We start from the raw sequence: 23,008 nt of genomic DNA, 5'->3' as shown, positions 1-23,008 counted from the left end.
TAACGAATATTAAAGCGGAATAGTAATGATTTCGATTTAGATTGAGGGTTTTTGCCTCCCGCAGTGAAGGGGAGGCGCAGAGGAAGCGTTAGCCGACGACACTGACGCCCGCTTGTTTCAAAATCTCACGCACAACCTTTTGTTTGTCATTGCTCAGCGGCAGCGCCGGTTTGAGTGAATACACCGGCATTTCACTGATGACTTGTGAAATGGCGTATTTGATGACGTTGTAGATCGGCGTATCCAGCGTGTACAGCGGAGGCAGGAAGGATAACCGTTGTTGCAGTTCTACTGCAGTGGCGAAATCTTTCTCTTTAAAGGCGCGGTAAATTCCGCAGGTGAGTTGCGGGGCGAAGTTGGCGCTGGCGGGGATCGCGCCGTCGCCGCCGAGGATCAGCGTGCCGAACAGATATTCGTCATAACCGGAGAACACGGCGAAATCAGGGCGCTCAGGTTTCACGGCCTGTATCGTTTCGCGAATGTGATTGAGGCTGTCCACGGTATCTTTCAGGCCGACAATGTTCGGGCATTCCAGCGCCAGACGTTTGATCAGGCTGACGGGCAACGGCTGACCCGTCAGTCCCGGATAGTTGTACATGATCACCGGCAAACCCGCGCCTTCAGCAATCGTGCGGTAATGCAGATACAGCGCTTCTTCGGTCACCGGATTGTAATAAGGATTCACCACCACCACGCCCGTCGGCACCGACGCTTTTAGCGTGTCGCGCGAAGGCCAGCGTTTCTGCCGTACCCGGATGCGCTGCGCCGATCAAAACGGGCACGCGCCCGGCAACATGCCTGGTGCAAAACTCAGCCACTTCATGACGCAGCGCCTGAGACATATGCGCGAATTCCCCTGCGCTGCCGAGGAAAAACAGGCCGTTCACGCCGCCTTCAATCGTAAAATCAATCAGACGCGCCATCCCCTGACGGTCAAGCTGCTCATTCTCATTCAGGATCGTTGCGACAGGGGGGATCACGCCATGAAACAGTGGACGGGTCATACATTCGTTCTCCATATGAAAGTGGAAACTACTCAACACCCCATTTATAGAACGCTGTTTCAAATTTTTATAGCGATGGGATCGAATTACATGGATTTAGCGAAGATTTGGAAGGGAAGTCACAAAGGCGGGGGTAACTCCCTCCCCTGCGAAGGGGAGGGTTGGGGTGGGGTATTAAGGTCAAAAACTGATGTTAAGGTTTGTTTAAACAGGGTGTTAGCCCTTAAAACCCCCTCCCGGCCTCCCCCTTCGCAGGGGGAGGAGCAGGGCAAAACCCGCTCGCGGTGCAGAGTGAAACCCGACCTACATCACCAGCGCCTGACCGTCTTTGCGCGATTCGGTGCCTGCCAGATAACCGCCTGCCGGATTGGTGACAATCACCTGCGCGCCGCCAAACGAATGGCCGCTGAGCGGGTCTTCGACGATCAGTTCATGACCCATTGCCCGCAGCGCTGCCAGCGTGTTGTGGTTGAAAGTGGATTCAATCGCCACCTGACGCCCGCCATCGATCCGCCAGCGCGGCGCATCGATGGCGGCCTGCGGATTTTGTTTATACAGCATCACGCGCAGCGCCAGTTGCAGATGTCCCTGTGCCTGCATCGGACCGCCCATCAGGCCGAACGACATCAGTGGTTTACCTGCGGCGTCCTGCGCAAAGGCCGGAATAATGGTGTGCAGCGTGCGTTTGTTTGGCGCGACGCAGTTGGCGTGTGTCGGGTCGAGAGTAAATCCGCAGCCACGGTTTTGCATACTCAGACCGGTGCCAGGCACCACGACGCCGGAACCGAAGCCCATGTAATTCGACTGAATGAAAGACACCATCATGCCGCTGGAATCTGCCGTCGTCAGATACACGGTGCCACCCGGACGCGGTACGCCGTAAGTCACGTCGCTGGCTTTGCTGCGGTCAATGAGTTTTGCCCGCTCTGCCAGATAATCATCGTTCAGGAACAGTTGCGGATCGAAGAACATATGGTCGCTGTCGGTGACGTGCTGGTCCAGATCCGCCAGTGCCAGTTTCATCGCTTCAATACACAAATGCGTGGTTTCCACCGAGTCCACCGGCTGGCTGCCGATATTCAGCTTGTCGAGAATGCCCAGCGCAATCAGCGTGGCGATGCCCTGGCCGTTCGGCGGCAGTTCATGAACCGAGCCGCCCGCGAAAGACTGCTGCAGGGTTTCCACCCAGTCGGCCTGGTGATTCGCCAGGTCGTCCAGCGTCATTGCGCCGCCGTGGGCCTGACTGTGCGCCACTATTTTTTCCGCCAGTTCGCCGCGATAAAATGCTTCGCCTTCGGTTCTGGCGATCAGTTCTAATGAGTCTGCCAGCGCAGGATTACGGAAGATTTCCCCGATTTTCGGCGCACGACCTTCCGGTGCAAAACATTCCATGAAGCCCGGCTGGTTATGCAGTTTTTTTACCGCGATCTCCCACAGGCGACCAATCAGCGGCGATACCGGAAATCCGTTGCGGGCATAATCAATCGCCGGTTGCGCCAGCGTGGTCAGCGGCAGGGTGCCGAAGCGTTTTGCCAGCGCCACCCAGCCTGATACCGCGCCCGGCACGGTAACCGCATCCCAGCCGTAGGTCGGTACGGCATCTAACCCTTTGTCCGCGAAATACTCTGGCGTCCACGCTGCCGGTGAACGGCCTGAAGCGTTGAGTCCGTGGGCTTTTTTACCGTCCCAGACGATCGCGAATGCGTCACTGCCTGCGCCGTTGCCGCTCGGCTCAAGGACGGTGAGTGCGATGGCAGTGGCGATAGCGGCATCGGCAGCGTTTCCGCCCAGCATCAGCATTTTCATGCCTGCCTGAGCCGCCAGCGGCTGCGAGGCACAGACCGCATTGGCACCCATCATGGTCGGACGCAGGGTCGGATAAGCCACATTAAAATCGTAATTCTCAGACATGTATTCTTCCTTAAAAAAGCTGCAAACGGTTTATTCAGAACGCGGGTCGAGCGCATCACGCAGCCCGTCACCCAGCAAATTGAAACCCTGTACGGTGAGGAAAATCGCCAGGCCGGGGAAAATTGACATCCACGGCGACTGCTCAAGGAAGCTGCGTGCGGTGTTAAGCATCGCGCCCCACGAGGCGTCCGGCGGTTGCTGGCCGAGGCCGAGAAACGACAGGCTGGCTTCGGTGATAATCGCCGAAGCAATCGCCAGCGTTGCCTGCACCAGAATGGGCGACAGCACATTCGGCAGCACATAACGCCAGAGGATCCAGCGGTCGGGCAGACCAATCGCCCGCGCCCCTTCAATATATTCTTCGTTGCGGATACTCATCACCTGCGCACGCGTCAGGCGGGCGAAAATCGGCATGGACGAAAGCCCGATGGCGATCATCGCATTACCCAGACTTGGGCCGAGAAAAGCACCCAGCGCAATCGCCAGCACCAGAAACGGACACGACAGCAGCGCCTCAACCACGCGGGAAATCACGCTGTCCAGCCAGCCCTGCCAGAAACCGGCGATAAGCCCCAGCGGAACGCCGATCACAATCGCGATAATCACCGACACGCAACCGGCCATCAGCGAGGTACGTGCCCCCCAGAACAGGCGCGATAAAATGTCGCGGCCCAGTTCATCGGTGCCCAGCCAGTGCAGGGCGGAAGGCGCTTTGCGTACCGCCATGAAATCGGCTTTGATCGGATCAAACGGCGAAATCCACGGGGCGAGCAACGCCAGCAAGGCGAAGGTGATGACCAGCACTGCGCCAGTCACTGCGCTTTTATTGCGCAGAAATTTGCTGAGTACGCGGTTTGGCTCGCGGGCAGGGAGTGACGTTGTCACGGAAATCACAGAAACGCTCATCTCAGGCTCTCCGCATGCGTGGGTTGACCAGAACGTACAGCACGTCGGCCAGCAGGTTCATCAGCAGAAAACCGACGGCGACCACCATCACCACGCCCTGAACCACGGCGTAATCGCGGTTAAACACCGAGTCGACAATCATTTTGCCGAAGCCCGGAATGGTGAACACCTGTTCGCTGAGCACCGCGCCGCCCAGCAGTTCGCCGAACAGCAAGGTGGTGAGCGTGATGATCGGCACCAGCGCATTGCGCAGCGCGTGTTTCATGATCACCTTTTTCGGCAGCAACCCTTTGGCGCGGGCGGTGCGGATGTAATCGGCTTTCAGCACCGCAATCATCGCCGCACGGGTATGGCGCATCAGCGTGGCAGAAAGGCCGGTGCCGAGCACCGCCGCAGGCAGCAGCATGGTTTTCAGGTTTTGCAGCGGATCTTCTGAGAACGGCACGTAACCTGACGCAGGAAGCCAGTGGAGTTTCACTGAGAACAACATAATCAGCAGCACACCCAGCCAGAAATGGGGGATCGAAATCCCCGACAGCGCCAGAAAATTGGTGCCGTTATCTATCCAGGTGCCTTTGTTCACCGCCGCCAGCACGCCCATGGTGATGCCGATAATCAGCGCCACAATCATCGCCAGCAGCGACAGTTCCAGCGTCACCGGCAGTTTGCTGGCGATCAGCTGTAACACCGGTTCCTGAGTGCGCAGCGAGGTGCCGAAATCACCGCGCAGCGCGTTGCCGACCCAGTGGAAATACTGGCTGGGGATCGGGTCATTCAGATGATATTGCTCGCGTAACTGCGCAATCACTGCCGGATCCCGCTCCTCGCCCGCCATCGCGGTGATCGGGTCGCCCGGCAGTAATTTCTGCAACGAGAACACCATCAGCGTGACCAGAAACAACGTCGGTATGGCTGAAATCAGCCGTTTCACCACCAGTTCTAACATTGTCTTTCCTCAGGCAATTACTTGTTCAGCGCCAGACCCTGTAGTCGGATCAGCCCGTCGGCGTAAGGTACGAAACCGGTCACTTTTTTACTCATGCCGAAAATGCGCGGTTCGAAGTACAGATACACCAGCGGATCGTCGAGGTTTTCCTGCACCACAATCTGCTTGTAGAGGGCTTTACGCTTCTCCACATCGCTGGTCAGACGCGCTTCCTGCAACCACTGATCGACCTGCGGATTGCTGTATTTGCCGTCGTTCAGGCCGCCTTTGGTATTGAGGAACGAGAAGATATTGCCGTCCGGATCCGGGCGCCCTGACCAGCCGGACATGCTCATTTTGAATTCGCCGCGTTGCTGGCGATCGAGCAGCGTGGCGTATTCGGTCATTTGCAGATTCAGGTTGATGCCCGCTTCGCTGACCATCGCCTGCAATACCTGCGCAACCTGCTGAGAAGTCGGGTTGTTGGCGACCAGGAAATCAATGGTCAGCGGCGTTTTCACCCCTGCTTCCGCCAGCAGCGCTTTGGCTTTTTCGATATCGCGTTTTGGCACCGGAATGTCGGCGTGATACGGGCTGGCAGGAGAGAACGCCTGATTCGCCGGAGTATATTGCCCCTGGAATACCACCTGATTCAGGGCGTCACGGTCAATCGCCAGCGACAGCGCCTGACGCACGCGGGCATCTTTTGCCAGCGGCGTATTGGTATTGGCGGTGCCGTTGGCGATATTGATCGTCAGCCCCATGTAACCGAGGCCTGTGGTACTGGCCAGTTGCAGATTACTGTCGGCTTTCACCGTGGCAGTGTCGCTGGCGGCAATGCCTTCGGTGATGTCTAAATCGCCCGCACGCAGGTTGGCAAGGCGAACCGAGGCGTCCGGAATAGGCAGGAACACCACTTTATCGAAGTGATACGCGCCTTTGTTCCAGTAATTTTCAAAACGCTTAAGCACGATGCGGTCCTGCTGCACGCGGCTGACAAACTCGTACGGGCCGGAACAGACCGGATGCGCCGCCACATTGCCTTTGGCCGTCGCTTCCGGCGCCATCATGGTGCCCGCGCGGTCAGTCAGTTGCATCAGCAACGCGGCGTCTGCGGTTTTCAGATGGAAAACCACGGTGTACGGCGCGGTGACTTCCACGGATTCAATGGAAGAAAGCTCACTTTTGCGCAAAGAACCGGGCAGCGTCAGGTAACGTTCGATATTGTATTTCACCGACTGCGCATCAAATTTCTCGCCATCATGGAAGGTCACGCCTTCGCGCAGATGCAGGGTCAGCGTTTTGCCGTCGTCGCTGTACGCCCAGTCTTTCGCCAGACCCGGCACGATTTTAAGATGCTGATCGACATCCACCAGACGTTCACACATGGCGCTGAACACAAAACGCCCGTAATAGGTGCGCGCCGTGGCCGGATCCAGCATGTCAGGATCGCTGCCAAGGCCGATGCGCAGGGTGCTTTCCGCATGGGCGAGGCCCGCAGACGTCAGCAATATTAAGGCGGGAATGCAGGCAGTTAAGCGGGGTGCAAATCTCATGGTCGGGTTCCCTGGGTTGAGGTTGGAGTGGAAAGTGAAAGCCGGGACTGACTCGCTTGTTCAAACAGCGCACGCCGTAAGGTGAAAGCGGCGGACGGCGGCGGAACCAGCACCGAGGTGCGGTCCCGTTGCAGTTCGCTCCAGCGGTGGCAGGCCACCATGCGGTTGTCACTGACGGTTTCAAGTGGCGGTTCCACCAGACGACATTCGTCGGTGGCGTACGCGCAGCGGGTATGGAAACGGCAGCCGGTGGGCATATTGGCCGGATTGGGCATATCGCCCTGTAACATCGGCACCGGGCGTTTAACGCCGGGTGTGAGCAGCGGCGCGGAGGCAATCAGCGCCTGGGTATACGGATGCAGCGGCTGATCAAAAATGTCATCGGTGCGGGCCAGTTCCACGATTTGCCCGAGGTACATCACCGCCACACGGTCGCTCATATGGCGGATCACCGCCAGACCGTGCGCGACCACAATCATCGTCAGACCAAACTGTTGTTTAAGGCTTTCCAGCAGATTCACCACCTGCGCCTGCACTGACACATCCAGCGCCGACACTGGTTCATCCCCCAGCAGCAGTTTCGGCGAAGATGCCAGCGCGCGGGCAATGCCGATGCGCTGGCGCTGACCGCCGGAAAACTCATGGGGATAGCGGTTGCTGAACGCGGCGGGCAGGACGACCGTGGTCAGCAGTTCGCGCACTTTTTCCTGTCTGTCGGCTTTACCACTGACAATGTTGTGCAGCCACAGCGGTTCGCCGACGATTTCTTCCACGGTCATGCGCGGGTTGAGTGAGGCAAACGGATCCTGAAAGATGATTTGCAGGTCGCGGCGCAGCTTTTTCATCTGTTCAGCCGAAAACTGTTTCAGGTTTTCGCCTTCATAAAACACGTCGCCGTCGGAGGCGCTGAGCAACTGCAATAACAGGCGACCCAGGGTTGACTTCCCTGAGCCGGATTCGCCGACAATCGCCAGCGTTTCTCCATGCCAGACGCGCAAAGACACACGATCTACCGCCTGCACGATTTTCGGTTTGCTGAATAGTGACGACGGCCCTTTAAAGACTTTGCTCAGCGCGGCGGCTTCCAGAATGGGGCGGGGAGTGAGGCTCATGCGCAGGCTCCTTCGGCGGATAACACGAAATAGTTTTCCAGCGGCGCAAAGAAACAGGCGACGTGGTGCGGCGACTGATTCAGGGCGCGCAATGGCGGACGCTCCTGGTGGCAGCGTTCGGTGGCGAACGGGCAGCGTGTCGAGAAGCGGCAGCCCTGCGGCATGTCTTTCGGTAACGGCACGGCACCGGGAATGGTGGACAGCGCGCCCTGACGCGGAGCCAGCGACGGCATCGACCCCATCAGCCCGATGGTGTAAGGATGCTGCGGATTATTGAAAATATCGGTCACCAGACCCTGTTCGACGATCTGCCCGGCGTACATCACCGCCACACTGTCGGCGACTTCCGCCACCACACCCAGGTCGTGGGTGATCAGCAACAATGCGCTGCCGGTTTCCTGTTGAATACGGTTGAGCAGGGCGAGGATTTGCGCCTGAATGGTGACGTCCAGCGCGGTGGTCGGTTCGTCGGCAATCAGTAACTGCGGACGGTTGATCAGCGCCATGGCAATCATCACCCGCTGGCGCATACCGCCGGAAAGCTGGTGCGGATAAGCCTCCATCCGCAGTTCCGGCGCAGGAATTTGCACCTTTTTCAGGATTTCCAGCGCCTGTTCGCGGGCCGGTTTTTTGCCGACACCCTGATGACGCATCACCGCTTCGGCAAGTTGATCGCCCAGTGTCAGCGCCGGATTGAGCGATGTCATTGGCTCCTGAAAAATCATCGCCAGTTCCTGACCGCGCAGGTCGGCGTACTGACGCTCAGACAGCCCGAGCAGCGAGGTATCATTGAGCCGGATATCGCCCTGCAACACTTTGGCGCTGGCGGGCAATAACCCCATCAGCGCCAGCGACGTCACGCTTTTGCCGCAACCAGATTCGCCCACCAGCGCCAGCGTTTTTCCGGCTTCCAGTTGTAAGGAAATACCGTCGAGCACGGTCGCGGGAGAACCGGAAAATTGCACCCTCAGGTCGTTAATGTGTAACAGCGGCCTGACGGGTCCGGCGGGGTCAGTCATCAGTAAAATCCTCGTCATCATCATGCAGGGTGGAAAGAAATGCCTGTTGCAGCGCCAGAAGGTGTTCGCGCATGACTTTCGCGGCTTCTTTCGGCTGGCGTGCGGCGATGTGTTCTACGATACGTTCATGGTGATCGTCGTAACGGTTCAGGCGCTCCTGATTGCGTGCCGCGTTGCGCACCGCCAGCCAGCTCGGGTCACGCCGGATGGCGTCGACGGCATCAAACAATCCGAGCAACAACCGGTTACCCGCGGCATCGGCAATAGCACGGTGAAAGGCGCTGTCCCACAGCTCAATCTGATCCGGATCACCGCGCGACATCGTTTTCACTTTGTCCAGTAAACGGCGCATCAGCTGGATTTGTTCCGGCGTAGCGCGCAGTGCGGCGTATTTCGCCAGCCCCGGTTCGATTTGCAGACGGGCTTCCATCACTTCCTGCAAGTTGGATTGTTTCGGTAACGCCTGCAGGCTCAGCGGCTGGGCAGGGCCATTCGGCCCGATAAACGTGCCTTTCCCCTGCTTGCGCCACACGCGACCTTCTTCTTCCAGCACATCCAGCGCCCGGCGGATTTCACGGCGGCCGACATCAAACATTTGCATCAGATCACGCTCCGCAGGCAGTGGCTGCGTCTGATCCGGATGCTGTTGTATCAGCTGGCGTAGCTGTTCCAGCGCTGAATTCGATGTGCCGTTAGAAGGGGGTAGCGCCCCGGAGTGCGTTGTCATATGTCAGTTTCCCGCTGGGAATTAAATCGTTAATCAGTCCTTTGCATTTTCTGAACCAATTTTGTAATGGTTCATGAAAAAGTTTTGCAAACAGGAGAATTTGTTTTTAATTTCAAAAGACTAAAATTTACGCACTTTAGTCAGAGGATCTTTTAATTTTTTATAACATATTGATATTCATCTTATATGCACAAGTGTAGTGCGTTAAATTAATGTTAACGGATCGTAATGGTGCGTGATTTTGCGGGATGAGAAGCCGATCAAATAAGTGGAATAAGTTGGCTAATGGTTCGCTATTTCGTTGCTTTACCAAAGAAGGAAAGGGTCGGGCGGGGTATTAAGGAATAATTCGCAAGCCGGAGCGGACACGGGCAGTGGTTTCGTCTGCAAGTTTGTGAGTAATGGTGAAGTTTTCGCAGGGGAGCCAGAGAATTCAGTTCAGCTCCCTCCCCTGCGAAGGGGAGGGTTGGGGTGGGGTATTAATGCAAAATCAGATAGTTAAAGTGTACTTTGACCGGGTGTTAACCCTTAAAACCCCCTCCCAGCCTCCCCCTTCGCAGGGGGAGGAGCTAAAACAATCGTCAGAAATAACAGGCTTATATACCGCTGTTCCCCCGATCACTCCCGACAAAACCCGTGTTTAATACCTATCATCAGAGAGGTGCGAACCCGGTTAGTCGTGACTCTGAGGGTTGAGGGCGCCCGAAGAAATACCCCTGGAACAACGTACAACCTTCTTCTTTCAGACGCCGGAATTGCTCGTCGGTTTCCACACCTTCTGCCGTGGTCTGAATGTCCAGACTGCGGCTCATGCCGGTGATGGCACGGATAATTGCCAGCGCTTCGCGGCTGTCGTGCATGTCGTTAATGAATGACCGGTCTATTTTGATTTTGTCGAACGGGAAAGACCGCAGATAACTCAGCGACGAATACCCGGTGCCGAAATCGTCCAGCGCAATCCGCACACCCAGCGATTTCAGTTTCCGCAATGTGCTGATATTGCCAAGCGTGTTATCGAGCAATACCGATTCCGTGATTTCCACTTCCAGACGTGACGGATCCAGCCCTGAGGCTTCCAGCGCTGATTCCACCACCGACAGCAGCCCGCTGTTTTTGAACTGAATCGGTGAAAGGTTAACGGCAACCGTCTGACTGCCTTTCCAGCTTGCGGCTTCGCGGCAGGCTTCGTGCAACGCAAATGAGCCAAGACTGTGGATCAGCCCCGTTTCTTCGGCAATCGGAATGAAATCGACCGGCATGATCAGCCCGTTTTCCGGATGATGCCAGCGCATGAGCGCCTCGTAACCCATTACGGCATCGTGACGGGCATCGGTGATCGGCTGGTAGTAAAGACGCAACTGATTACAGGTAATGGCGTCGCGTAAATCCATTTCGACCACCCGGCGTTTGCGCGCGGCGGCATCCATCTCAAGGCGGAAATCTTCATAACGGTTGCGGCCGTTACGTTTGGCTTCATACAGCGCCATGTCCGCACAACGCAGCAATTGATCGGGGGTGTTTTCCGTCGAACCGGCGAGCGCAATACCGATGCTCAGGCCGACGGATAACGAATGGCCATCGATAATGACTGGCGGACGTACTGATTCAATCAGGCGTTTGGAAATCTGGTGCGCGGCAGAAATGTCTTTCAGCCCCGGCAGCACCACGGCAAATTCGTCACCGCCGATGCGTGCCAGCGTGTCGTCATCGCGCAGCGTCATGCGCAGACGTTTGGCTATCGCGCGCAGCAGTTCGTCACCAACCTGATGGCCGAGCGCGTCATTGACGTTCTTGAAGTTATCGAGATCCAGACACAGCGTGGCGGTGTGGCTGTGAGTATAGCTGTCGCGCTGCAAGGCTTCACTGAGACGCTGGCTGAACAGAATGCGGTTCGGCAGACTGGTGAGGTTGTCGTGATGCGCCATGTGGTGAATCCGGGCGTGGGCGGCCTGTTGGTCCGTCACGTCATCAGCAATCATCATCACGTAGCTGGTCTGAGGATCGTGCCCGCGGATCACCGAACTGGTGGTCTGCAACGTCCGGTCGCCAATAGCCGTCAGTAATTGCTGCTCGCTGCGGTGCAGGCCTTCTGCGCGCAAACATTCATCCGATTGCTTATTAATAAAGGTGCTCAGTCCGATGCCCATACAATCCTGCGGGCGCTTACCGAGCATTTTGTCGCGGGGAATCCCCAGCAGACGCTCTGCCTGGCGGTTGACCAGCAGAATTTCGCGCGAGACGGCATTCTCGACAATCACCGAGGACGGGATATTGGCGATCACGGTATTGAGAAAATGTGACAGGGACGAGAGCTGCTCGCTGTTGGATTCGGCCAGTTCTTTGGCCTGCAACAGGGCCTTTTCCGTTTCACGACGCTCCGTGACATCACGGGTGATTTTGGCAAATCCGATGATTTCTCCGGCTTCGCGTAAGGCTTCAATAATAATGTGCGCCCAGAAGCGCGAGCCATCTTTACGCTGTCGCCAGCCTTCGGATTCGTAACGGCCAGTGGAACGCGCCGTTTCCAGCCCGCGTTGCGGCCAGCCGTTTTGTCTGTCTTCTTCGGTGTAAAAACAGGAAAAGTGCTTACCGACAACTTCTTCAGGCGTATAACCTTTCGCCCGCTGCGCACCGGCATTCCAGTTCGCAATATGGCCATCGGGAGTCAGCATATAAATCGCATAGTCTTCTACGCGCTGAACCAGCAATCGATAAAGTACATCAGAATCTTCACTCATATTTTTTGCCTGATAGCTGGCCGTCTCTGCACGGGGTCCGTCCAAATCAGAGTCCGGCTAAATAGTGCGCCTGTTCCCGACGCATTTTTGCTGTGATGTGCCCGTGAAACGTTAGCATAAGAAAATTCTTACTTCGCCAAATTTTGCTTCTAACGTGCTTAAATTTAAGCGTATTTAGCAAAAAGATCGACCTTAAGTGAAATCTGTTATTTGGGTTTTAACTAACGGGAGTGTTATCGGCAGGGAAGTTCGGGGCTTTAATAAAAAGGCACATAATGTTCATGCGTTACAAGCAGTTAATCAGCATGTAAAAAAGCCGCAACAATGTGCGGCTGAGTCTTTGGCGCTTAAAGGCGCTCAGGATTGAAACAACAATCAGGATAAAGCTTAATCCGCTGTGTTTAACGGATAATTTAAACCGCGTTTAGGGAAAGCTGATGGAGGCGCAGGGCCCGTTAATCACCGAATCCCGCAAAATAAGTTCAGACACAAACTTATTCTGTTGGGATAAATAACCGCCATCGAGCATGGAAATAATCTGACTGATGACTTCACTGACCATATCGCTGACCGGATCTTTCACGCTCGACAGCGCCGGAATAAGAAACGGCGCGGTCGGGATATTATCAAACCCGATCACCGAAACCTGTGTAGGTACGGCAATACCGGCTTCGTTCAGTTTTTTCATCGCGCCGATCGCCATTTCATCGTTACTGGCCAGAATTGCGCTGAAAGTCTGACCGGTCATCAGCAGGGTTTCCACGGCGGCAGCACCGCTGGCTGGCGACCATTTTCCCTGCGCAATCAGCGATTCCCTGACCGGCAATCCGGCTGCGGCGAGCGCCTCTTTATAACCCGAAAGACGTTCTATCGCCGTCGGGGAATCCAGGGAACCGGTGATAAACGCAATATTATGGTGACCGTGTTCAATCAGGGTCTGCGTGGCATTAAAACCGGAACCTTTGTGGTCGCAGTAAATACAATGGCTCTGATGTTTGCGCAATTTACGGTTAACCACCATCACCGGTTTTTTATATTTATCGATGATCTCATCCATTTCATCAACGGATAAAAAGCGCGGATAAATAATAATGCCGTCGCAGCGTAAATCATGCAGAAACTGAATGGCTTCCCGCTCTTCTTCGGCGCTGTGTTTACCATCGACCAGGATCAACTGACGGCCATTGGCGTCGAGTTTTTTTGCCGCCTGAGAAATTAACTCACTGAAATAATTGCCGTTGTACAGCGTGTTGGTCACCACCAGGCCAATGCACATCGACTTGCTGGTCGCCAGATTGCGCGCCAGTAAATTTGGCCGGTATCCCGCTTCCTCAATGGCTTTAAATACCTGATCTTTCGTTTCCTGGCTCACATAACCTTTACCGGAAAGTACACGGGAAACGGTGGCTTTGGAGACGCCCGCTTTATTAGCCACTTCCTGCATTGTCGACATCAGGGCTTCCTGAAAGTGAAAAATGATGCGTCATTCTACACATTTCAGCCGTTTTACGATGTTTTTGGCATAACAGAACGGCAGTGAGAGATCGTCATCACAAAAATAAAACAACGTTGCATTTTTTTATTGAAGTTACAGAGGGAACTGCACATTCTCGTATGAAACCGGTTACCTATCGTTTCACAGCCTTTCATAAAAAAAGCATAACGTTCATAAAAAGTGGTTTCACAGGAGCCAGGGCTTCTGAAAAACATTCATAACCCTATGAATCTGAGAGAGTTGTACACATGTCTAAAAATTTTGCAGCAATATCACAGTCGATTGTGGATGCCATCGGCGGCGCACAGAACGTTGCGGCAGTGACACACTGCATGACGCGCCTGCGCTTTGTGCTGAATGACGAGTCTGTTGTTGATGCCGCCACACTGAAAGCCATTACCGGCGTGATGGGCGTGGTGCGCAACGAAAAACAGTGCCAGGTGATCATCGGTAACAACGTTTCTCAGGCGTACGCTGAAGTGCTGAAACTGCTGCCGGAAGGCTTCTCAGCCAGTGACGACAGCGCTGCACCGGCGAAAAATAAAATCACCCTGAAACGTATCGGCTCCGGCATTCTTGATGCGCTGATCGGCACCATGTCGCCGCTGATCCCGGCCATTATCGGTGGTTCAATGGTGAAACTGCTGGCGATGATCCTGGATATGACCGGCGTGTTCGACAAGGGCGCTTCCACGCTGGTGATCCTCAATACCATCGGCGACGGTGCGTTCTTCTTCCTGCCGGTGATGGTGGCGGCGTCGGCAGCGGTGAAATTTAAAACCAATATGTCGCTGGCGATTGCGATTGCCGGGATCCTTGTCCATCCGGCGTTTATCGATTTAATGGCGAAAGCGGCACAGGGGCAGAAAGTCGAATTTATCGGCATTTCCGTCACGGCGGTGAAATACACCTACACCGTTATTCCGGCGCTGTGCATGACCTGGCTGCTGTCTTACGTTGAAAAATGGGTCGATCGCATTACACCGGTCGTCACCAAAAACTTCCTCAAACCGATGCTGATCATGCTGATTGCCGCACCGATCGCCATCATGCTGATTGGTCCGCTGGGCATCTGGATCGGTACCGGGATTTCAGCGGTGGTGTATACCGTTCACAGTTATCTGGGCTGGCTTTCTGTCGCCATTATGGGCGCGGCCTGGCCGCTGCTGGTGATGACCGGCATGCACCGCGTGTTCACGCCAACCATTATTCAGACCATCGCGGAAACCGGCAAAGAGGGCATGGTGATGCCGTCCGAAATTGGCGCGAACCTGTCACTGGGCGGTTCTTCACTGGCGGTCGCGTGGCGTACCAAAAACCCGGAACTGCGTCAGACTGCGCTGGCCGCAGCGGCTTCAGCGATTGTCGCCGGGATTTCCGAACCCGCCTTGTACGGCGTGGCGCTGCGGCTGAAACGTCCGCTGATCGCCTGCTTAATCAGCGGCTTTATTTGCGGTGGCGTGGCGGGATTAGGCGGACTCGCCAGCCATTCGATGGCGTCGCCGGGGCTGTTTACCAGCGTGCAGTTCTTCGACCCGTCGAATCCGATGAGTATTGTCTGGGTGGTGGGCGTGATGGTCCTCGCGGTGGTGATCTCCTTCTTCACTACCTTGCTGCTCGGATTTGAAGATATTCCGGTGGAAACCGTGGCGCCAAAAAATACAGCGCCGGAATCAACGGCTTCCGCCGCCTTTGCGGTTTCGCAAAGCGCAGTTAAATAAATTAAAGGAGAGGATTTTACATGTCAGCATCAGCATTTCCTGAAGGTTTTTTATGGGGCGGCGCGATTGCCGCAAACCAGGCCGAAGGCGGCAGTTTTGAAGGAGGCAAAGGGCTGACCACGGTAGATATGATCCCGCATGGCGCGCACCGTCTGGCGGTAAAAACCGGTCAGGAAAAACGTTTCTCCCTGAAAGACGACGAGTTTTATCCGGCGCATCAGGCGATTGATTTCTACCATCGGTACAAAGAAGACATCGCGCTGATGGCAGAAATGGGCTTTACCGTGTTCCGCACCTCGATTGCCTGGAGCCGTCTTTATCCGAACGGTGATGAGCTGGTGCCGAACGAGGAAGGTATCGCGTTTTACCGCGACGTATTTGCAGAATGCAAAAAGTACGGCATCGAACCGCTGGTGACGCTGTGCCATTTTGATGTGCCGATGCATCTGGTCATCGAATACGGCTCGTGGCGTAACCGCAAAATGGTGGAGTTTTTCGCCCGCTATGCGCGTACCTGTTTTGAAGCGTTCGACGGGCTGGTGAAATACTGGCTGACCTTCAACGAAATTAACATCCTGCTGCACAGCCCGTTCTCCGGTGCCGGTTTAGTCTTTGAAGAGGGCGAAAATCAGGAGCAGGTGAAATATCAGGCGGCGCACCATGAGCTGGTGGCCAGTGCTTTAGCGACAAAAATTGCCCATGAAGTGAACCCGGAGAATCAGGTCGGCTGTATGCTGGCTGGCGGGAATTTCTATCCGCAAACCTGTAAACCGGCTGATGTCTGGGCGGCCCTGCAAAAAGACCGCGAGAACCTGTTCTTCATCGATGTGCAGGCGCGTGGCGAATATCCGTCATATACCCGCCGCGTCTTTGCCGAAAAGGGCGTTAACGTCGTGACGGAACCGGGCGACGCAGAGATCCTGAAAAACACCGTCGATTTTGTCTCGTTCAGTTACTATGCGTCGCGTTGTGCGTCAGCAGACATGAACGACAACAACAGCAGCGCGGCGAATATTGTTAAATCGCTGAAAAACCCGTACATCGAGGCCAGCGAATGGGGCTGGGGCATCGATCCGCTCGGTCTGCGCATCACCATGAACATGATGTACGACCGCTATCAGAAGCCGTTATTTCTGGTCGAAAACGGCCTCGGCGCGAAAGATGAAATCAACGCGCAGGGCGAAATCAACGACGATTACCGCATCAGCTATCTGCGTGAGCACATCCGCGCGATGGGTGAAGCGATCACCGATGGCGTACCGCTGATCGGCTACACCTCATGGGGTTGTATCGATCTGGTCTCCGCCTCGACCGGTGAAATGAGCAAGCGCTATGGCTTCGTTTATGTTGACCGCGACGATGCCGGTAGTGGCACGCTGGAAAGAAAGAGAAAGAAATCGTTCTGGTGGTACAAGAAAGTGATTGCCAGTAACGGAGGGGATCTGGACTGATGCCGCAACGGGGAATATCCGCAGACCGGGTATTCCCCGTTACCGGAAGGTATTAATTAATCATTTCATTTACTGAAGTTATTTTCGTCATTATTTATTATAGTTTTAACGTTATTATTTCCTGTAACAAACATGCAATATAATTATCCCCTTGCATCCACTCTGCTATTTTTTTCTCCTTCTCCATTAATTCTATTTTAATTTCACCCTCTGTCACGCGGGAAAATTTGCCTGTTGGCTCAGCAAATTAGGTAAAAAGAGTGTGATCTTAATTGCAGAACCTGAGCATGCAAATTGCAGCTATTGTTCGCAGGTAATAAAAAGCAGCGAATAATATGAGTTAATGCATTTTAACATCAGGAGTGATGAATGAAAAAGCAATGGAGCAGGGAACAGGCGGCTGCGTGGAGTGAGCAACAGGGCTGGATTTGCGGGTTTAATTATCTGCCGCGCACGGCGGTTAACTGGACCGAACTGTGGCAGCGTGAAACTTTTGATGCGCCGGTGATTGATCAGGAACTCGGCTGGGCGCATGAGGCGGGTTACAACCAGTTGCGCATCAATCTGCCGTTTATTGTCTGGCAGGATGATCGCGACGGTTTGCTGGCGCGCATCGATCAGTTTCTCAGTATTGCCCGTCGTCATGACATCAGGGTCATGCTCACGCTGATGGACGATTGCGGATTCTCCGGCGATGAGCCGTTCCTCGGGCCGCAAAAAGCACCGGAACCGGGCAAACATAACAGCCAGGCGGCAGCCAGTCCGGGGCGCGATATGGTGTGTAACCGCGATATGTGGCCGGAAGTGGAGCGTTATGTGCGCGACATCATCCGTCATTTCCGCACCGACGACCGTATTGCCATCTGGGATTTGTACAACGAACCGGGTAACCGTGGCACGTTCGCCACCGGACTGGAAGAAACGATGTATGACGAAAAACTGGAAGGATTTGCGCTGGAACTGATGCATAAGGCGTTTGTCTGGGCGCGCGGGGAAGATCCCGTCCAGCCGCTGACCGTCGGTGCCTGGCATTGTTCACAGGATCCGGACCAGCCGGAAAGCGAGTTTTTCACTCATCCCATCGATGTGACGGCGGCTGAACTTTCTGACGTCATCAGTTTTCACGCGTATGTCGCCACGCCGAAACTTTTACAGACACTGCGTTTCTGGCAGAAATTCAACCGCCCGATGTTATGTACCGAATGGCTGGCGCGCCATGTCGGCAGCGTATTTGAGGAGCAACTGCCGCTGTTCAGCGCGTTCAATGCGGGCTGTTATCAGTGGGGATTAGTGCGCGGTAAAACCCAGACCACGCTGCCGTGGCCCTCTGTGCGCAAGGGCAATCACGATTATGCCCATTTATGGTTTCACGATGTGCTCGACGAATACGGCATTCCGTTCCGTCGCGCCGAAATGGATCTGGTCCGCCGTTTAACGCGCATGAAATAACCCTTTCAACAGGCAGCACAGGGACGTGCGAGGCGATATAAAATGACGACTTCAATGAAAATCCCTTCCAGGGAGTTGTGGTCTTATTTTGGTTACGGGCTGGGGCAATGTTTCAGTTTTGGTTTAGTGGGTTCGTTTATTAACTATTTCTATACCGATGTGTTGGGCATATCTGCGCTGGCCGCCAGCACCATATTTCTGGTGGCCCGTGCGTGGGATGCCATACACGATCCGTTATTTGCCAGCGTAATGGACACCATTCAGACCCGTTTCGGGAAATTCCGCTATTTTATGTTGCTGGCACCGTTCCTGATTACGCTGGCGCCGTTTTATAATATTGATGTGCCAACCGGCACCAAAATTCTGTATGCGGGCGCGACCTATATTCGTCACCGGTTGCGATTCGCCGCGACCGGTATGAAATGACATACTCATCTCCGGCACACTTCTTGCTTAACCTGATCAACCTCTGTCTGATATCAGGTTCCTCCATGTCCCTTTCTGCCCTTAGTTTCGTACTGGCCTCGAAAAAAAGTGAAATCATCTGCCTGCAACAACTGCTGGAGATGGGCAAGCTGGTTGGCGCGGTCAGCCAGTTGATCCATGTGCTGCAACGTGAGCGGGGCACGGCGAACATCTATTTATGTTCGCACGGCGAACTGTGGGCGGAACAACTGAGTGAGCGGGCGTTACAGGTCCAGATGGCGGAACAGGCGGTGGACCAGCAGTTGCTTGCGCGGGATCTTAACGGACAGAGCATGGGCAATGCGCCGCGTCTGTTCAGCCGTATCGCTGCCGTCTTACACAGCCTCAGCACATTGCCGGTGCTGCGCCGTCAGGTGCGGGCGCTGGATATCAGCCAGCCGGAAGCCATGCGTCAGTACAGCGAGGTTATCCGCACGCACCTGGCGCTGGTGTTTGAAGCTGCCGATATTTCGGGTGATCCGTCCATTTCACGGGCGTTACTGGCGATGTTTAGCTTTATGCAGGGTAAGGAACTGGCCGGGCAGGAGCGTGCATCGGGCGCTGCAGGGTTTGCCGCGCGGCACTTCGATGACGTGGCGCATCAGTTGATTTTAGATCTGATCGAAGGTCAGGAGCGGTGTTTTCAAACCTTCAGGGAATTTGCCGATGTCCGCTGTCTGGCGTTGTGGCAACAACAACTGAGCGCCGACAGCAGCGAATTCGAGCGCCTGCGCCGGATTGCCTGCACCCGAACCACCCCGGCAGATGACGGCCCGGATGCTGCGCTGCGCTGGTTTGAGGTGACCACCGTGCGTATTGACGGCATGAAAGTGGTGGAAGATTTACTGGAAGACATTCTGATGGAGTGCTGCCGTGAGCGGATCCGCGAAGCGCAGGCGTCGCTTGCCCTTCAGCAGCAAGATATCGGAGAAATGCCGCAGCAGGAGTCGCATTATTCGGCGCTGATGCCGCCGCAGCTCAGCCGTTGCGTACTGGAGCTGGTCGAGCAGCAATCCCGTCAGTTACAGGCGCTTGATGCCGAACTGGCCGGGCTTCGCGCCACACTGGCTGAACGAAAACTAGTGGAACGCGCCAAAGGGTTGCTCATGCAACACCACGGACTGACCGAACCGCAGGCGCATAAAACTCTGCGTGATATGGCGATGAACCAGAACAAGAAGCTGTCGGAGATTGCCGAAGCGATGCTTGCGGTGTCGGCTGTATTAGGGAAAAAAGGCGACTAATCCCTAAGGAGTATCTGCACTGTCCGTGTGCCATTGTGATGTGCACTGCGTGCTGTGGCGGTGCACCAGGCGGTCAGGCGAGTGCGGGAAATGCGCTAACCGGCTGATTTTATTGCGATGCGCGAAGTTGGCATACAAGCTGCATTGTTTTACCACATAAGGACTAAACCAATGGCGGTTTAGTCAGGATTACGGATAAAGGCGTCCGTCAGCGTTCAGGAAACTGAGCGCTGACAGGACGCTTTTTTTTTGCTCATTTTTCAACATTACAGGAAGCCGCAATGACGCAAGACGATAAAAAAACTCCGGGGCAATTCTCCCGCCGCCGCTTTATTGCCGGCAGTGCGGTGCTGGGCGGCAGCATGATGATGCCGGGCTTTATGAACAGCGTCTGGGCGGCCGGTTCAGATGCGCCCGAGAAAAAAGAAATCCGCGTCGGGTTTATTCCGCTGACCGATTGTTCGTCCGTGGTGATGGCGGCAGTGAAAAAGTTTGATGAGAAGTACGGCATCAAAATTATCCCCAGCAAGGAATCAAGCTGGGCGTCGGTACGCGACAAACTGGTGTCCGGTGAACTTGATGCCGCGCATGTGCTTTACGGGCTGGTGTATGGCCTGCAACTGGGCGTGTCCGGCCCGCAGCATGACATGGCGATGTTGATGTCGCTCAACAATAACGGGCAGGCGATCACGCTTTCAAATCAGCTGAAACAGGCCGGTGTCACCGATGCAGCTTCACTGAAAAAAATGGTCGATGCCAGCGCCAAAGGCACCTACACCTTTGCGCAGACATTCCCCACCGGCACGCATGCCATGTGGCTGTATTACTGGCTGGCGAACGCCGGTATTCACCCGTTTAACGATGTGCGCAACGTGGTCGTGCCGCCGCCGCAAATGGTGGTGAACATGAAGATCGGCAACATGAGTGGTTACTGCGTCGGTGAACCCTGGAACCAGCGCGCCATACAGGACGATATCGGTTTCACCGCCGCCACGTCACAGGAGATCTGGCCGGATCATCCGGAAAAAATTCTCGGAACGACGTCAGCCTGGGTCGCAGCCAATCCGAATGCCGCCCGTGCGCTGACCGCCGCCGTGCTTGATGCCTCACGCTGGATTGACACTTCCGATGCCAACCGCATCGAAACCGCGCAGGTCGTCGCCGCCCGCGCCTACATCAATACGCCGGTGGCAACGATTCAGGGGCGGATGCTCGGTGATTACGAAAACGGACTGGGCAAAAAGTGGAAAGACGCCCACAGCATGCGCTTCTTCAACGACGGCGCAGTCAACTACCCGTATCTCTCCGACGGCATGTGGTTCCTGACCCAGCACAAACGCTGGGGATTGCTGGACAAGGATCCGGACTATCTGGCGGTGGCCAAAAAAATCAACCGTATTGACGTCTACAAACAGGCGGCGACGGCGGTCGGCGGCATCAACCTGCCGTCCGGGGATATGCGCAGCAGCACGCTGATGGACGGGAAAGTCTGGGACGGCAGTAACCCTGCTGAATACGCCAACAGTTTTGCCATGAAACGCTAAGTGAGGTCGCCGATGTCCATGAATTCAAAACCTAATGTTATCGCGCTGACCGGACCGGTGAGTGCAGAAATTGTACCGATCGCCCCGGTAACGCAGAACGCCGCGCTGCCGGTCCGCGCCGCCAAAACGGCTTATCTCGCCCGGTTGCGCGTGGTGATGCACCGCGTGTTGCAAAAAGCCATTCCGGCATTGCTGGGCGCCATCGTCGTGATCGCACTGTGGCAGATTGCCGCGCTCAGCAGTAAAGGGTTTCCGACACCGCTGAAAACCTGGGAAGCGGCCAAAGTGATTTTCGCCGATCCGTTTTACATCGCCGGACCGAACGACATGGGCATTGGCTGGAACGTACTGGCATCGCTCAAACGTGTGGCGATGGGCTTCGGGCTGGCGGCACTGATCGGCATTCCTGCCGGATTCCTGATCGGGCGTTTCAGTTTTATCGCCAGCATGCTCAATCCGATCATTTCATTGCTGCGGCCGGTCAGTCCGCTGGCGTGGTTACCCATCGGTTTACTGCTGTTCCAGCGCGCGGAACCCGCCTCGGCGTGGACCATTTTTATCTGCTCCATCTGGCCGATGATCCTCAATACGGCTGAGGGCGTAATGCGTATTCCGCAGGACTATCTCAACGTCGCGCGGGTGCTGAAACTCAGCGAATTCACCGTGATGCGCAAGATCCTGTTTCCGGCGGTACTGCCTTACATCCTCACCGGTGTGCGTCTGTCGATTGGTATCGCCTGGCTGGTGATTGTTGCCGCCGAAATGCTCACCGGCGGTGTCGGGATTGGTTTCTGGATCTGGAACGAATGGAACAACCTCAACGTGGAAAACATCATTATCGCCATCCTGCTGATTGGCGTGGTGGGCATGGTGCTGGAGCAGGGGCTGATGGCCATTGCCCGCCGATTCAGTTACGACAACCGTTAGGAGCCTGAGATGAAAAACGACAAAGCCATTATCCGCGTGCAGAACGTCAGCCAGAGTTTCCCGACCGCGAAAGGGCAGTTTCTGGCGCTCGACAACGTCAGCTTCGATATTGCGCAGGGCGAAACGGTCAGCCTGATTGGTCATTCAGGTTGCGGAAAATCCACCTTACTGAATCTGATTGCCGGGCTGAGTCGCCCGACGGAAGGCGTGTTGCTGTGTGATAACCAGGAAATCACCGGCCCTGGCCCGGAACGCGGCGTGGTGTTTCAGAACCATTCACTGCTGCCGTGGCTGACCACTTTTGAGAACGTGGCGCTGGCGGTAAATCAGGTATTTAAAGGGGTGATGAGTAAAAGTGAAATGCGTGACTGGATTTCGCACAACCTTGACCTGGTGCACATGGGGCATGCGGCTGACAAGCGTCCGGGTGAGATTTCCGGCGGTATGAAACAGCGGGTGGGCATCGCCCGTGCGCTGGCGATGAAACCGAAAGTGTTGCTGATGGATGAACCTTTCGGCGCGCTCGATGCGTTAACCCGTGCACATTTGCAGGATGCGGTGATGGAGATTCAGTCGCGCCTGAAAACCACGATTTTGCTGATCACACACGACGTGGACGAAGCGGTACTGCTTTCAGATCGCGTAATGATGATGACCAACGGCCCGGCAGCGAAAGTCGGCGACGTGTTGCAGGTAGAACTGGCGCGCCCGCGCTCACGGCTGGCGCTGGCGAACGATCACCTGTTCCACCAGTACCGTCAGCAGGTGCTGCAGTTCCTGTATGAAAAACACCGGTCAGTTGCCTGATTCAGCA

At 55.4% G+C, this 23,008-nt stretch carries 16 protein-coding genes and 2 pseudogenes; 8 read left to right on the top strand and 10 right to left on the bottom strand.

The features are described 5' to 3' along the window. Positions 1-88 precede the first annotated feature (88 nt). The 10 genes and pseudogenes from EX31_RS09200 to EX31_RS09155 form a co-directional block, all read right to left on the bottom strand. Positions 89-1,004 (bottom strand): annotated as a pseudogene (locus EX31_RS09200) (dihydrodipicolinate synthase family protein). Positions 1,005-1,307: 303 nt separating this feature from the next. Next, positions 1,308-2,915: a gamma-glutamyltransferase family protein gene (locus tag EX31_RS09195; protein WP_037034393.1), complete on the bottom strand. Its 1,608-nt coding sequence runs from the start codon at positions 2,913-2,915 to the stop codon at positions 1,308-1,310. A gap of 30 nt (positions 2,916-2,945) precedes the next feature. Beyond that, positions 2,946-3,821 (bottom strand): ABC transporter permease, encoded by an 876-nt coding sequence (locus EX31_RS09190; RefSeq protein WP_037034392.1) that lies wholly within the window; start codon positions 3,819-3,821, stop codon positions 2,946-2,948. Position 3,822: 1 nt separating this feature from the next. Then, positions 3,823-4,767, bottom strand: coding sequence for an ABC transporter permease (locus EX31_RS09185; RefSeq protein ID WP_013575713.1), 945 nt, complete (start codon positions 4,765-4,767; stop codon positions 3,823-3,825). Positions 4,768-4,784: 17 nt separating this feature from the next. Beyond that, the gene (locus EX31_RS09180) at positions 4,785-6,302 is read right to left on the bottom strand and encodes an ABC transporter substrate-binding protein (RefSeq protein WP_037034391.1); all 1,518 of its coding nucleotides are present in this window, start codon (positions 6,300-6,302) and stop codon (positions 4,785-4,787) included. Beyond that, positions 6,299-7,414, bottom strand: coding sequence for an ABC transporter ATP-binding protein (locus tag EX31_RS09175; RefSeq protein WP_037034390.1), 1,116 nt, complete (start codon positions 7,412-7,414; stop codon positions 6,299-6,301). Before EX31_RS09175 ends, EX31_RS09180 begins: the two co-directional genes overlap by 4 nt. Continuing rightward, a complete protein-coding gene (locus EX31_RS09170; protein ID WP_013575710.1) occupies positions 7,411-8,433 on the bottom strand; it encodes an ABC transporter ATP-binding protein in 1,023 nt (340 codons plus the stop codon). The genes EX31_RS09175 and EX31_RS09170 overlap by 4 nt, the downstream gene beginning before the upstream one ends. Further along, positions 8,426-9,160: a FadR/GntR family transcriptional regulator gene (locus EX31_RS09165; protein WP_013575709.1), complete on the bottom strand. Its 735-nt coding sequence runs from the start codon at positions 9,158-9,160 to the stop codon at positions 8,426-8,428. The genes EX31_RS09170 and EX31_RS09165 overlap by 8 nt, the downstream gene beginning before the upstream one ends. A gap of 653 nt (positions 9,161-9,813) precedes the next feature. Beyond that, complete coding sequence (locus EX31_RS09160; RefSeq protein WP_013575708.1) at positions 9,814-11,898, bottom strand: putative bifunctional diguanylate cyclase/phosphodiesterase; 2,085 nt, start codon at positions 11,896-11,898, stop codon at positions 9,814-9,816. Between the two features lie 424 nt (positions 11,899-12,322). Then, the gene (locus tag EX31_RS09155) at positions 12,323-13,351 is read right to left on the bottom strand and encodes a LacI family DNA-binding transcriptional regulator (protein ID WP_037034388.1); all 1,029 of its coding nucleotides are present in this window, start codon (positions 13,349-13,351) and stop codon (positions 12,323-12,325) included. 290 nt (positions 13,352-13,641) lie between these two features. Between EX31_RS09155 and ascF the strand changes: the two genes are divergently transcribed. The 8 genes and pseudogenes from ascF to EX31_RS09115 all read left to right on the top strand — a co-directional run bounded on the left by ascF (position 13,642) and on the right by EX31_RS09115 (position 23,001). Next, complete coding sequence (gene ascF / locus EX31_RS09150; protein ID WP_037034386.1) at positions 13,642-15,114, top strand: PTS cellobiose/arbutin/salicin transporter subunit IIBC; 1,473 nt, start codon at positions 13,642-13,644, stop codon at positions 15,112-15,114. A gap of 20 nt (positions 15,115-15,134) precedes the next feature. Beyond that, positions 15,135-16,565 carry a 6-phospho-beta-glucosidase gene (locus tag EX31_RS09145; protein WP_037034384.1) on the top strand — a complete coding sequence of 477 codons (1,431 nt, stop codon included), beginning with the start codon at positions 15,135-15,137 and terminating at the stop codon, positions 16,563-16,565. A gap of 369 nt (positions 16,566-16,934) precedes the next feature. Then, positions 16,935-18,014, top strand: a complete 1,080-nt coding sequence (locus EX31_RS09140; protein WP_037034382.1) for a cellulase family glycosylhydrolase — start codon at positions 16,935-16,937, stop codon at positions 18,012-18,014. A 42-nt stretch (positions 18,015-18,056) separates the two neighbouring features. Next, positions 18,057-18,401, top strand: a pseudogene (locus EX31_RS09135) (MFS transporter); the annotation flags it as partial. Between the two features lie 104 nt (positions 18,402-18,505). Then, entirely contained in the window at positions 18,506-19,723 is a 1,218-nt protein-coding gene (locus EX31_RS09130) for a nitrate regulatory protein (RefSeq protein WP_037034378.1), read from the top strand. A 281-nt stretch (positions 19,724-20,004) separates the two neighbouring features. Next, a complete protein-coding gene (locus tag EX31_RS09125; RefSeq protein ID WP_037034376.1) occupies positions 20,005-21,267 on the top strand; it encodes a CmpA/NrtA family ABC transporter substrate-binding protein in 1,263 nt (420 codons plus the stop codon). A 12-nt stretch (positions 21,268-21,279) separates the two neighbouring features. Beyond that, complete coding sequence (ntrB, locus tag EX31_RS09120; RefSeq protein ID WP_156106968.1) at positions 21,280-22,194, top strand: nitrate ABC transporter permease; 915 nt, start codon at positions 21,280-21,282, stop codon at positions 22,192-22,194. A 9-nt stretch (positions 22,195-22,203) separates the two neighbouring features. Next, positions 22,204-23,001, top strand: a complete 798-nt coding sequence (locus EX31_RS09115; protein WP_013575696.1) for an ABC transporter ATP-binding protein — start codon at positions 22,204-22,206, stop codon at positions 22,999-23,001. The last annotated feature ends 7 nt before the right edge of the window (positions 23,002-23,008 follow it).

It is taken from the genome of Rahnella sp. WP5, from assembly GCF_000745615.1.
GTDB lineage: Bacteria > Pseudomonadota > Gammaproteobacteria > Enterobacterales > Enterobacteriaceae > Rahnella > Rahnella aceris.
Note: the sequence above shows the minus strand (reverse complement) of the source record. Positions and strands in the feature narration are given on the sequence as shown.